This window comes from Methylomonas sp. AM2-LC (genome assembly GCF_039904985.1).
Classification (GTDB): Bacteria; Pseudomonadota; Gammaproteobacteria; order Methylococcales; family Methylomonadaceae; genus Methylomonas.
This window is the reverse complement of the sequence record NZ_CP157005.1, coordinates 4,724,556-4,737,915: the sequence shown is the minus strand read 5'-3', so window position 1 is coordinate 4,737,915 and position 13,360 is coordinate 4,724,556. Positions and strand designations below refer to the sequence as shown.

The following is a 13,360-nucleotide window of genomic DNA, read 5'->3' as shown; positions in this document are numbered from 1 at the left end:
GTGCGTACAACCATTATTAATACGAGGTTTAGCAACACACATGTTGTGTTCCAAACTTTGAGTTTGGGAGGTTTGCAGTTTGACCTGACTAAATAGGATCATTCTGCTAATAGGATCGTATTCAGTAAATTCAGCTCATTCGAAGCGGCAAGGTATCTATCATCAAAAATCAATTCCAATCGTGCCGGATCTTGTTCTCCAATCACTGCAGCATAAGGTATGCCAGCATAACGGGCAATAACAGGGAGCACTTCTGCTGATGTTGCCAAGCAGGCGCCAAGCGCATCCCGCCATGCGAGTTCGTCATCGCCAAGCGAGGGTAGCCGGCCGCTAGCATCTTTTTTCCAAAATCTTGGGTAATCCAAAGGCACAACCAGCCAGGTTGATGGAGATTGTAGTGATTTGATGGTTGAAAATTCGCGAGTCGCTTCTTCCTTTTCTCGCGCCAGTATTCTGAATAGCTCTTCGGCCGGTTGTCTCAATTTAAAAGGTAATGTTTCATCTCGATGGATATAACCCAGTTCTCCGAACAGTTTTGCGATTTGATGACCAACGTCCGTTGACCAGCCTTCGACATTAAATCGTTCTTGTTTTTCGAGATTTTCCCAATGTTCCAGCCAAAAAGGACCGATACAGTAGAGATGATCTGGAAGCAAACAGTCAGGATCGTCATTCGGTGAAATCAATAGTGGGGCATTATCTGCACTGGCACGTCTGGAAAACTTCTGGATATCCTCCAACCGAGAAACACTTTTAAAATCCTTAGCTCTTGCTGTTGCATCCAATGAAAACTTCGAGAATAAGTGTTGCGTGTTTTTCTGGGCATTGAAAACTAAACCACGCCGATTTGCATCAGCAGAATAATCTCTCAAAAAAACGTCTGCCTCCTTTAAAAACGCCCTGACATGCGTACTCATCAGCGACAGCATTTCTTCGCTGCCAATTCCGCCCACCGGGACCATGGCAAGATTTTGCTTATCCAGACCGGCGTCACCGACAATCCGCGTATAAATAGTCGCCCTGAGCATGACCAAATAGGTTAAGAGATCGCTGACCTGCCTGAGCCATTGCCGGAGCTCTGGAATTTCATCCTGTGGCAGAAAATCCTGGAGTAACATGACTAATCGGCGATCTTTCCAATCGCCATCATCTTGGATACTGCCATCGTCCGCAGTATAGTTTTTACCTCGACCGCGATAAATCAACTGAGCAACTTCCATTAACGCCGCTTCAATTCCAAAACGCGGTAGCAAAGCGATGATCCAATCGGTTTTAGGAAAAGATACTCCTCGTGCTCCGCTTGAGGTCATCAGAAACACTTTTACGGTATCTCGGCGATCATCTGCTATTAGGGCCTTGCGTTTGGCGGCGGTCACACTCGAATCCAGGATTGCCACTTGCTTTGCGTTTAAGAGAGGCTCGCCTTCTTCGCTCGTAACTAACAATGTCTCTACCGAACGTAAAAAAGCTTTGTCTTGCGCAAAAAAGATAACCTGGTCGGCGCCGGAAACTAGTGCCCGCTTAATTTCCTGGATGACATTACCGATAATCGTTTCACCTTGTTGCTCGACTATGGCTTGCCGAACAGTCTGCGTTCTTCCATCGGATAATTCGCCAGGCTTTATCAGATCAAGCCTTACCCGGTAATCTATCGATAACTTTGTTGCCGGGTAGCTGTTGGTCATGATGTGTAAAACCGGCAAACGCTTTCCCCCAATTCTGACTGGCATGGCTGCCAAACGAAACGGCCTTTTCCCAGCACTTTTAGAAACCAATACTTTATCTGGGGTGCGCTTGCCGCTATTTAGATAACGATCAAGGACGATTTCGTTACCCAGCGAGGCGTCAGAAACAATCAGAATCACTCGAAACAATGGTTCACTTTCAAACGACCGAATGAATTGTTGGTCCAGCCATTTAGCGACAGCATGAATAAATGGAGCACCTGCGCCATCACCGGTCAATTCATCGACCATGACCACAATGGTTTGGATGCGCTGTGCGAACGCCCGTCGTTCTTGTTTGCCGGCCTGATTGTTGGTAGGATTTTTAAACAGGTTATCCAGAGCCGACAAAGTGCTTTTGTCTCCACCCAGATCTCGATAACCCTGAATAGCCGCAGTCAGCACAACTCGATTGATGCAGGGGTTTTCTGCCAGCAGATTGCGAGTAGTCAGGGATAAGACCTTCAATACGCCGGGTCGTTTAACATCCTCCATTCTATCTTGCCGTTCAGTTTCTGCACGTTTGCGATGGCTTGAACCGATATGCGTGAGTTCAAGCTCTTCCTTCCGAGAAGGCGTAAGGATCAGCGTACTACTATCAGGGTGCTTTAAATCTTTAACGCCATCCGCAACGACTGCACTATCGACTACTCGTTTTAGTGTAAAACCTTCCTGTGGTTGTTTTTCATACCAAGCCTTGGCGGCGCCAATCAGTTTCGAGTATGTGGTGACGGTAAGGATACCGGTAGGCTGTTTGCTAATTCTATCCCGCGACAGGTTTTCTGTAACATCGTCATTAATAATGACCCTTGGGCTGACATAAAGGAACAAAAAACCTTCGCTGGATTCCTTGAGGAAACTGACGACTGCCGTGGTTTTGCCGATACCTGGATTACCTTCAAGTCCAAGTACGGTAATTTGGCCTAACGCCGATGACCGCATACCGGCGACCACGGCGGCTGAATGTAGATCGCGTAATGGCACTGGCTGGCCGTGACTAACTCGTTCAGCGAGTGTTTCCGAAATCACCGTTTGCGGATTTGCTTTCAGAAAGTATGCTATGTCGGAGTCTAAATCCACCCAGGACAATGCTTCGAACCATGGTACGGTCGCCATGGGATTCAGAAAACCTTCGACTTCTTCAGAAAAATTGTAGGCTAGGCTTTTACCAGGTTCCGGCAACTCACGCATATCGAGAAACTGTTTGCTGATCACTTTGGGTAAGGCTTTTCGAATCTTGTCAAAAGCGTGGCGAATATGATCGTTCAGAGCATCTTCATCGCAGTCCGGCACTTTTTCACTATTGCGGTAGGCTCGACCAAGACTGTCTATCAGGGAAATCCGCGGATCGTTTTCAGGGTCAATAAAGAATCGGGCGCTTAAGCTTTCAAACCCGTTTTGAGTAATAGATAACGCTCGTGCCTTGCAAGGCTTATCATCAAATCCCTTGCTCTTTAGCCAACGCAAGGAGGTATGGACATAAGAGGCTGCCTGGCATAATTTGTATAAGGGTTTATCGCGACCAGTAAATGCCGGCAAGTGGTTTTTGATATCGGGAGAGAGGACAAATTCTTCTCCGGAAACCTCGGCGCATACCCTTGAGAAAACGCTTCGGGTATCCATGAACCAGGCAAAACGCCGCAGTTCTTCAAGATGTGCCTCAGGTTTTCGGTAATCGGCAGTTTCCGGCAAGCCGTTCAGGGAAAACTCCAGACAGAGGAACTCTCTGTCGAGCTGTTCATAGCAAGGCTCCAACCATAACAAAAAATCCGCCCTGACTGGAAAACCTTTATCAGCCAAAATAGAATCGACACGTTGATCTTGGCTAAAGACTGTTGAAAATTCCAGCAAGGCGGCATCTTTTTCAACATCAAAATCGCTCTGCAAACGGGGTGGCTGTAACGGACACCACAAGGCTTTTATGCTGTAGTCTTCTGGGCCGGATTTTAATTTGCGTAGGTATTCACGCATAGCTGTTTGGCCGAGCCCCATGCCCAACTCGAATAAATGGCGAGCAGTTTCACGGGTTCTGATTTTCAGATTGGGATCGACTTCTTGAAGTTCGTTGGCTAAAGCCGCATAAATGTCAGCAGTATCCAATGACCTCCAATGCGTAAAATCTAAGCGATCCTGATCACGAACGCCACTGGCAATCAATGCCGTCAATACCCCTCTTTTGACAGCAATTTCGAATACCTGTCCCCATAGAGAATGCCGCTGGTTTAGATCGAGCATAACCTAGCCGCTATGGAGGCTATCAGTAACATGTGACAACAATGCCGGCAATGACAGTAATACATTGCCTTTACGCCGGCTGGAGGGCAGTACTTCAATTTCGCCGGCAGCATCGTTTGACGATGGCTGCACCCAGCCAAAAGGATCCAGCACGGGTTTGAAAACGCCGCCTTCGGGTTGCTTTTCCGCTTCCAGAAAATGTAGTCCTCTAAGAACGTTTAATAGACACTCTCGGATGCCATTGCTTGAACCCAGCAGATTGGAGCGCACACGCTCCCTCCACTCGCTGTTTTTAACCTGATAATCGGCATCCCAAAAATAAGTACAAAAACCAGACTGAGGCCTTGCCGCATCATCATTGCCAACAATCGCCAGCGTTGCAAAGGTATAGACAGGGATAAGTTGCTTGAGTACCCCATCGCCCTGGTCGATGGCAAATTCATCATGATCGGAAATTCGCACGGCTTCAAATGCCGATTCCAATTTGCTACGAGTGTGCAGACGGGTGGCTGGAAATACATCTCTTCTCAGCATATATAAGCAGACATGGGGAAACTTAGTGGCCACCTCGTCTAGAAATGCAGTTTGCGTATGCGGAGAATGACGCTGCGCTGAACGGTTAATCCGGCGATTACCGAAATGATTTGATACCAGTATGATGTGTTCATAGCCAAGTGCTTGCAGCCTTGATACTTCTTCGACGATGAGTTTAGGGCTTTTGAATGCATCGCGCGTTTCAACGATATGGGTTTGCATCCGATCAACGGCAAATCGATAGCCAGTTGATGCTGCATTAAACGCTTCCGCAAGATAGGTTTTTGCCCGGAATATAAATCCATCGGTATCATCGGTTTCCGGATGATCGTCGCAAGGACGAGTCGTATAAATTAGCGCGGCAATTTTATTGACCGGTAACGTATGTTTCGTGGCTACAATCATAGGAAATGCCGCCGATAATGCAAAAGCTGCCCCCCTAGCTTTGTAATGGTTATTGACCCCATCAGCTACCAAGCCTTGCATACGCACGGAAATATCACGCATCAGTGCGGATTCGACAGCTTGTGAAATCGCATACACCCAATGATCGCCTTCATCCTTTGCGGCGCTTTTCCCCTGCTGCTGGAAACGTACCATCAATGCAGGGCAGGTTTCTGAGGTTTGAATGGCTAGCTTTTCGCTCACCACCTGAAGCACCACGTAAACCAGAATAGCCATTGCCGAAGCAGCGGCTGCGCGATATTGCCGGCTATCCTCCTCAGGATATTTTGGATGATTGCGATATTTCAAACGTTCTGGATCATACCAAATATCTATCCCAGCGGGCATACGCCACGCAGGCTCAATATTGACTCGAAATTCCTTAGTGATGGGGTTTTGTTTTTCATCAACCCGTATCGGTATCCAGGTGATATTTAGGAGTTGACTGGGTAGTTCCCGATGAATTTGAACCGTAGAATTGTCATCTTCCTTTACGGACAGTGTTCTTTCGTTTAACACAGTTCGAACACGCACCGAAAATAAGGGATCAATCACTTCATCCGGTTTGCGGGCAATTTGGATATGCTTGAACCACTCAATGTTTTCAGGTTGACCTGAGGCAGGTTTGATCAAAGGATCGCGGACCCTACCTCTGGAGCGCTCTATAGATGACCAATCAACGACGCCTTGCTGAACAACCAAGTACAAATCATCAACTGATCGTTGCGCATGGGCAATGATGTTACGGGATTTCGTGCGTAGCAAGCTGATTAAGGTTTTACTCAGTTCCTTGACGCTAGGGCTCCAGGAGCACAAATCATCCAATAACAGAGTCACGCCCGATTGGCCTTGTTCATGAAGTCGGATCGACAGTTGCTTAGCCTCTGCCAACAGATCGGATGAATTAATAGTCGGATTCAAAACCAGCCAAAGAAAAACAACCTCGCTGAGGCTTCTGCGCAGTATATATGGCGACAATTCATTGCCCGACTCACCGAGAAGTATGTCACGCAAACGTTTAAGCCGTGCATCAAAAGCGGGTTCCATCTCACTTCGCGGATCTTTACCATTTACCCTAAATCGGTAGCTAACTTCGCGAACAACCGAGACACCACGGGTTTGCGGATCGACCCGACGCGATTCAAACAATTGGGTATTCCATTCAGACCAGACTGGCAGGCAATTATAAAACAGGGCTTTAATGAGTTCTTGGGAAAAGGAAAACTCCGCACTTAAACCAAAAGCGCGTGTTAAATCGAAATGTAATGAGTGCGGCGATTCCGGCGCACCGTAATACTGGAAAAGCTGATTTACTCGCTGAACATAATCGACAAACCGACAGTCATTGATTTGCTCAGATTTTGATATTTGGACGGCAAGACTTTCCATAATCGCAAAACTGACTCGCAGCCGAATGCGTGACAATGCTTCGTCTTCAAGGAAATTCAAAAAACGAGTGACTTGGCTATCCTGTTTATCAAAGTCCTGCCGGAGTGTTTCAAGCAGTTTTTCCTGCTGAACACTATCAAACTCGTCGTCTCGATAAGACTGAGCATTTGAAATACTTGTCGCCATACGCTCCAACCAATCTTCAGCCTGAATTTCTTCCTGAGCTGAAAAAACCCGCGCAACATCCTTTTCACGAATTGATGCAATGCGGTCGGTTTTGGCAAATTCCATTGCTACCATTTGTCCTGGAAGTTCTTTCAGAAAATCTCTGATTCCGGTCAGCTTTGACAAAGCCTCAAGTGCCGACGTAGGATCATTGACTAACAGATTATCTTTAGAAACGCGAAGTTTCTCGATATCATCTGCGATGAGACGTTTTAATTTGGTGATCTGTTGAGATAACCCCGTAATATTGTCACTATAGATTCGCCCCCCAAGCTTTGCGGTAAAACTTTTCGGAGGACTCACTAAATCTCGCAAAAAACCTGTAGTTGGCGAGTGTCTAAACGATTCAAGTAATTCTTTTTGTGAGAGAAATCGCTTAAGTATTCCATAAGTGTTGACGCTTAGTCGATGTTTGACTGGATCAAACTTTAGAACGGGCCAAGTGAATGGATGATCGGAAGCGTCACCTTTCGGGGGAAAGGCTCTGACTAAGAAATTAATTAGTGATGCGAGGTCTGTTGATGGAATTTGTCCGCGCGCATGCACGGACGCTCCACCTTGTTGAGGTAGTTGCGACATTGGCATTCTCCATATAGATTGATCTTTTCAGATCACATCGCCCTCTAATGTATGCCAAACAAAAGAAAACGGGATTTCAATTCTATAACGGTGAGTTTATAGCAGATGAAACATTTTGTTATAAAAATATTTAATCTGGAAATTGATTAACAATTTGAGGCATGAAACTAGGCCATGTCGTCAATTGAGCCGCCTAGCGAAGGCCGGCAAGTTGCTAACCTACTTATAACAAAATGGTTACTGAAAAAAAATGCAATACCACCAAAGTTTATCGAGGCTGATAGCCATGCATCGCCAAAGTTTTTCTGAATTTCTCACCAGCAGCCAACATTCGATAGGCTTCAGCATCATCAATAGCGTTGCTGCGATAATCTGTAAAACCAACCCGCTTAAAAAACTGCGCTAAATCCCAAGCCTCCTGGTCGGTGAACTCTACGGTGACACTAATTTCTGATTTCTGTTTCGACATATTGCACGCTCCTTCGTTTTCAGTTTTCAACGCTAGCCCCTTCAGCCAAATTCACTTTGTCGCTTTCAGATAATTCCTCCGGCTCAGCTAGCAATCCTGATTCTTCCCTGGCTGATCGCACCTCTTCACCACGCCCCTGAGCATAAGCCGCTCGATGCGCTCTTTGTTCTATCGTGACGATACGGCTTGCCAGGCGCTGCAACCTCTGTTGCCAGTGATAGTGCGCCTCAGCACAATGTTTGCTACTCAAGATCTGACACAACCACAAGGTATCCATGACCATCATCAATTGATCCAGCAACTTGATGAGCTCCAGGAATTGCGCAACCTGAGGTGAGGTAATCTGCGCCTTGAAATCAGTCGGATTAGTATAGATGGGGGTTTCGGTCAGACCATTTTCGGTATACAGCTTATCCAGCCGAGCCTTCTCCTGCTGAAGTTGTTGGGCGCAATCACCAATCATCTTGCTAACTATGCCCTCCACCTCATCAATGGCTAGTTCGTCACCGACGATACGCAAGATCACATCAATGGCATATAAGGATTTGATAAGTCGGTCGTAACTTTTCCGGATGACTCGATTCGCTTGTTCGCTGTTGATTTTGATGGTTCGTTCAAATACGGGGCGGCTAATCACAGGTCGAACCTGTTTTTCGGGTGGTGCGATATCTGCCATGGCTACTCCTTTAAATCATCTTAGTAATTCCCCGATGATAAATCGCATTTTCGATACTTTTGCTGACGCAGATGGCTGATCTGTGCATCTGCGTCAGCAAAAATGCAAATAATTTAATGTTTAATCTTTGGCAATCGACTGATCGGTTTTAGTCGCTCTTTTCAATCAATGCTGGAGTTTACACATACAAAAATCCAAACAATTCATGTCGTCTTTCGAGACGATTTGATCCGACATTTTGTCGGCGTTCCGCTTTTAAGCGGCGTAGATGATTTTCATCGACGTGTCGGGTGCGTCAAGCCCGATGTGATTTGAATGTGTTAAGTAATTTTTTCAATCCTGTTCTGGGAAGACCAATTCCCCAGCGGGAATTGTTTACCTCCCAGGCATTAGATCCAGCGCCGCGCGGTTGGATTTTTTAAGTCAATCTCCGGGCGCGGACGGAAGAGGAGGTAACAATTATGGCAAGTCGTGGAGTCAACAAGGTTATTCTGGTCGGCAATTTAGGCGCTGCACCGGATGTTCGGTATCTGCCTACGGGAGGAATGGTCACGGTTATTCGTCTGGCAACCAGCGAATCCTGGAAAGACCAAGAAAACCAACTTCAGGAACGCACAGAATGGCACCGGGTTGTGTTTTATCGCCGCCTGGCCGAAGTCGCTAGTGAGTTTCTCAAGAAAGGCAGCAAGGTTTACGTCGAAGGCAGTTTACGCACCCAGCAATGGGAGCAAAACGGTGAAAAACGTTATACCACCGAAGTAATTTGTAAAGAACTGCAAATGCTCGATCGGACAAACGAGAACGATAGCGCTGGCAATGGTGGAAAACAAAATCCCGCAAAAGCACAGCAAAACCGTTCCGCGTCAGGTAGGTCGAATTCAAATCAGCAAACTCAAAATCAGAAACCACCAGTTTCAACGGCTGCGGCTAATGCTGTTGGCAATTATGATGATTTTGACGACGACATTCCGTTCTAAAAAGCATAGAAAACTGTTCTTAGCTAGCTATCTATCAGTTATTAAGCAGTAATCATTGATCTACAACCATGCAACTTTTGTTGTTTCGGTATTTTCACCCAATGGGGACGTAACTCCCCGGCCGGGGCATTGCGTCCTCTGATATTGATAAGGAGAACGTAATGAGCAATCAAAACAGAAACAACCAGGCCCGAACCCGTAACCTGCCGATGCCCGTTGAGGCCAAGCAGATTTACGAAGTTTCCGAGCAATCCTGGAAAGTATTGACGGAAGTCACTTTTCCAACCGCCAAAACCCCGGAAGCCATCATGATGGCGCTGGATTACTGCCGTACCCGCAAGCTGGATATCTTCAAAAAGCCGGTGCATGTCGTACCGATGTGGAGCGCCGCCTTGGGCCGCAGTGTGGAAACCGTCTGGCCGTCCATCATGGAAATCCAGACTACCGCCTCGCGTACCGGGCTTTGGGCGGGTATGGATAGACCGACATGGGGTCCTGACAAGACGCATACTTTTAGCGGTCGCTATAAGGATGATAACGATCAATGGCAGGAAACATCTGTCACAGTCACTTTTCCAGAATGGGTAGCAGTCACCGTTTACCGTCTGGTTAACGGTCGCCGCTGCGCATTTACAGAAGAAGTGTACTGGATGGAAGCCTACAGCACCGCTGGCGGTAAAAACTCGCAAGTTCCCACCGCCATGTGGATCAAGCGTCCGAAAGGACAATTGGCCAAGTGCGGTAAGGCGGCCTCGTTACGAGCGGCTTTTCCGGAAGAATGCGGGTATGCAGCCGAAGAGATGGATGGCAAAAGCATAGACGATCTCAATGACGCCACGGTAATCAACGGTCAGGCTACCCGGATCGATACTGAGTCCGAACCAGATCATCCTGGTGCTCAGTCCGCAGCCGGTACGAATGACTCGCCGCGTGTCATCGACTTGTCGATGATTAGTCCTAAAGTGCAAAAAGCCGTGGCGGAACTGGTGCGACGCACTGCGTTGGCCGGCGCCTGGCAAGCTGCTTACGACTATTCCAATAACAAGTTCTCAGGGCTGGATTTAACCTTCGCCATTGCGGAACTGGATAAAGCCTCTGCGGCACATAAGTCAGCATCCGCCAATGATGGTCAGCCAATTGAAGGTGAAGTCTTACCGCCATTGACACCGGCTGAACAGGCCTTGAATCAGGCGCGTGAAACTCTGAATGCTGCCCGGACTTAGCTGGATGTTTGCTGTTTAAACCTTACTGCCGGCGCTTGCTAGATTTTAGCGATCGGTATTCGTTTCCACCCTCATTGGGCGTCATGTATCGCCCTTGGGGTGATGTTCATGACGCTCTCATTGTTATAAGGAGAAGTTATGAATGCAATCGATCAATCGTTTAACCGCATGCCTTGTTTTACCGACTGGCGGCGCTACGATTCACCCACCGTGTTACGCCGACATGGCCGTGGTTTTCTGGAACGAACCTGGAAATCCGGTCAGCTCAGTACAGAACCGCAGCCATTGACCAAACCGGAGCTGAAAACCCTGGTGGAAAGCTATGGCGGACTGTGTTTCTGTTCGGCTGATAAGACCTTGCTGTTGTTTACCGATTATCACTGGGCCAGGCGTTGTCAACGTCAGCTCATTGAGCGCGGCGTCTCGACCATCCGCATGGGTTGTCACATTCAGTTGCAGGGGCAATGGTGATGAAAGTCATCGATGTCTCGCAGCGATCCGATGCGTGGCGGCAATGGCGATCACAAGGCGTCAGTGCCAGTGAAGCAGCGGTGATCATGAACCGTTCTCCGTATAAAACGCCCTGGCGTTTGTACGCGGAGAAAATCGGTCTGGTGCTGGAGCAAAACCTGGACAACAACCCGTTGATTCTAGCAGGCATTCGCCAAGAGCCCTTGGCCTTGCAACGCTTCGAGGAAAAGCACGATGTGTTGTTATTGTCGGTTTGCGGCGAGTCAGAACGGTTTCCGCTGATGCGGGCATCGTTTGACGGCCTGTCCGAGCAGAACGAGCCCGTGGAAGTGAAATGTCCGCATGAGACCACGTTTCTGGATGTAGTGCTGAACCGGGAATGGTCGGATGCCTATAAGCTTTATTGGCACCAGGTGCAACAGCAACTGCTGGTGTCGGAAGCTGAACGTGGCTTTCTATTCTTCTACCACGAAGGTCAGGACGTGGAGTTTGAAATCCGCCGCGATGAAGCTTTCATCAATACGCTGATTCAAACCGCCATGACGTTTTGGGCCAATGTCAAGAACCGCAAGGAACCCGATAAGAACCCCGAACGCGATCTTTACCTACCCAAAGGCGCGAGTGAACTGGCCTGGCAAAAGCTGGCGGCCAATTACCGGCAGAACCAGCAATTGCTTGAAGACATCAAGGGCCAGATCGAAGTCATTCAATTCCAACAGACGCAGTACGAAAAAGCCTTGGTGGAGATGATGGGCGATTATCTGGCAGCCGAGCATTCAGGCGTGCGGGTCAACCGCTATCTGGCGCAAGGCCTGATCGATTACAAAGCGGCCATCAAGGCGCTAATTCCGGATTGTTCGGAAGCAACGCTGGAAGCCTATCGTAAACCTTCCGCCCAGCGGATACGCATGACCTGTCGTGATGATGACGGGAAACGCGCCGAGGTGCCCTTCGATCCTGAGGTACTGAAAGAAATTGTCGGCGTCGATTATTGGTTTTGATAAGGGAGAGATGAAAGTCATTCGTGTACCGGATACGTCAATTCCGGTTTTGCAGTCCCACTGGGGTTCATCCGCCCCTTGGGTCGTGGTGAATCCTTTTTTCAATCAAAGGAGGTTCACCATGAATAAAGACTTTTGGAAAATCCTGTTTACCTGGCTGGAAACCGCCAGTTTGGAAGAGTTACACCATAAACGAAATCTGGTTCAGCAGATGCTTGGCCAAATCCATGATCGTGGATTGAAATCGGACATCCGGCGAATTCTGCGCTTTATGGACGAGGAAATTCTTGCCCGTGCAGAATTATCCAAATTGATGTCTGTGGCTTGATTTGATGTTTTTAAGTTTGTTCTGAAACTGTTCGCCCCCTGGTTTGCCAGGGATTTAAACCACCCGAAGGGTACGCCAACCCCTTCAGGGGCGTGGTGTGCCTTGTGATTCGGGTTTTACCCCGCTTATAAGGAGTTCACCATGATAAAACAGTATTCGATTGCCGATACTTTCGGTATTAACGCACCGGCCAGCATGAAGGTCGAAGGTTTTGAGCCTGCTCAAAATCCTTATGTGCCGACGCAAAAGCCTTATGTATTCCGCAAGGATCATTTGCGCGATGTGCTGGCGTTTTTAGGATCACCCAATGGCGATGGTTTGTATCTGACCGGTCCGACCGGTTCCGGTAAAACCTCGTTGCTTGAGCAAGTTGCTGCTAGATTGCATTGGGGCGTCCATGCCGTCACCGGTCATGGCCGCATGGAACTTAACGATCTGCTTGGTCAGTATATGCTGATCGACGGTGGCAGTATGAAATGGATAGATGGCCCGTTAACTCTGGCTGTCCGTCTGGGACATGTGCTGCTGATCAATGAAATCGACGCAGTTGATCCGGCTGAACTGATCGGTCTTAACGAGATTGTGGAAGGCAAGCCCTTGACAATACCGCAGACCGGTCAAGTGATTGCGCCACATCCCAAGTTTCGTCTGGTCGCTACCGGTAATAGTGCCGGCGCTGGTGATCAATCGGGATTGTATCAGGGTGTGTTACGTCAAAACTTGGCATTTTTAGACAGGTTTAGGCTGATGGAAGTGGGTTACCCCGATCCTGATGACGAAATGAAGCTGCTGTCCGATGTCGTGCCCAATATGCCGGAAACGGTAAGGGTAAGCATGATCAAGGTTGCCAATCAAATCCGCAAAGTATTTATCGGCGGTTCTGACGGCGGCGGCATGTTGTCGGTGACCTTATCGACTCGTGGTCTGGTGCGTTGGGCATCCTTAGTGGCGACCTTTAAAAGCGCTCCCAATGCGCTGGCTTACTCTCTGGACAGAGCCCTGACTTTTAGAGCCGAACCGGCCGAACGCGAAGCGATTCATCGCATCGCTAAGGACGTTTTTGGCGATGACTGGATGGTGTAGTC

Annotated in this window: 10 protein-coding genes; 6 read left to right on the top strand and 4 right to left on the bottom strand. The window is 48.1% G+C overall.

Annotated elements, in window-relative coordinates:
• Nucleotides 1-98: 98 nt before the first annotated feature.
• The 4 genes from ABH008_RS21250 to ABH008_RS21235 all read right to left on the bottom strand — a co-directional run bounded on the left by ABH008_RS21250 (nucleotide 99) and on the right by ABH008_RS21235 (nucleotide 8,275).
• Complete coding sequence (locus ABH008_RS21250; protein ID WP_347987605.1) at nucleotides 99-3,959, bottom strand: helicase-related protein; 3,861 nt, start codon at nucleotides 3,957-3,959, stop codon at nucleotides 99-101.
• Nucleotides 3,960-3,962: 3 nt separating this feature from the next.
• Entirely contained in the window at nucleotides 3,963-7,130 is a 3,168-nt protein-coding gene (locus tag ABH008_RS21245) for a hypothetical protein (RefSeq protein ID WP_347987604.1), read from the bottom strand.
• 268 nt (nucleotides 7,131-7,398) lie between these two features.
• Nucleotides 7,399-7,599, bottom strand: coding sequence for a hypothetical protein (locus ABH008_RS21240; protein WP_347987603.1), 201 nt, complete (start codon nucleotides 7,597-7,599; stop codon nucleotides 7,399-7,401).
• Between the two features lie 19 nt (nucleotides 7,600-7,618).
• Nucleotides 7,619-8,275: a hypothetical protein gene (locus ABH008_RS21235; RefSeq protein ID WP_347987602.1), complete on the bottom strand. Its 657-nt coding sequence runs from the start codon at nucleotides 8,273-8,275 to the stop codon at nucleotides 7,619-7,621.
• A gap of 461 nt (nucleotides 8,276-8,736) precedes the next feature.
• On the opposite strand from ABH008_RS21235, the gene ssb reads away from it, so the two are divergent.
• The 6 genes from ssb to ABH008_RS21205 all read left to right on the top strand — a co-directional run bounded on the left by ssb (nucleotide 8,737) and on the right by ABH008_RS21205 (nucleotide 13,358).
• Entirely contained in the window at nucleotides 8,737-9,252 is a 516-nt protein-coding gene (ssb, locus tag ABH008_RS21230) for a single-stranded DNA-binding protein (protein WP_347987601.1), read from the top strand.
• 209 nt (nucleotides 9,253-9,461) lie between these two features.
• Nucleotides 9,462-10,475 (top strand): phage recombination protein Bet, encoded by a 1,014-nt coding sequence (gene bet / locus ABH008_RS21225; RefSeq protein ID WP_347987600.1) that lies wholly within the window; start codon nucleotides 9,462-9,464, stop codon nucleotides 10,473-10,475.
• A 138-nt stretch (nucleotides 10,476-10,613) separates the two neighbouring features.
• Complete coding sequence (locus ABH008_RS21220) at nucleotides 10,614-10,946, top strand: hypothetical protein (protein WP_347987599.1); 333 nt, start codon at nucleotides 10,614-10,616, stop codon at nucleotides 10,944-10,946.
• Nucleotides 10,946-11,947, top strand: coding sequence for a lambda-exonuclease family protein (locus tag ABH008_RS21215; protein WP_347987598.1), 1,002 nt, complete (start codon nucleotides 10,946-10,948; stop codon nucleotides 11,945-11,947). Before ABH008_RS21220 ends, ABH008_RS21215 begins: the two co-directional genes overlap by 1 nt.
• 121 nt (nucleotides 11,948-12,068) lie before the next feature.
• On the top strand, nucleotides 12,069-12,275 hold the full coding sequence (locus tag ABH008_RS21210) for a hypothetical protein (RefSeq protein ID WP_347987597.1): 207 nt from the start codon (nucleotides 12,069-12,071) through the stop codon (nucleotides 12,273-12,275).
• A gap of 141 nt (nucleotides 12,276-12,416) precedes the next feature.
• Nucleotides 12,417-13,358 (top strand): AAA family ATPase, encoded by a 942-nt coding sequence (locus ABH008_RS21205; protein ID WP_347987596.1) that lies wholly within the window; start codon nucleotides 12,417-12,419, stop codon nucleotides 13,356-13,358.
• Nucleotides 13,359-13,360: the final 2 nt, after the last annotated feature.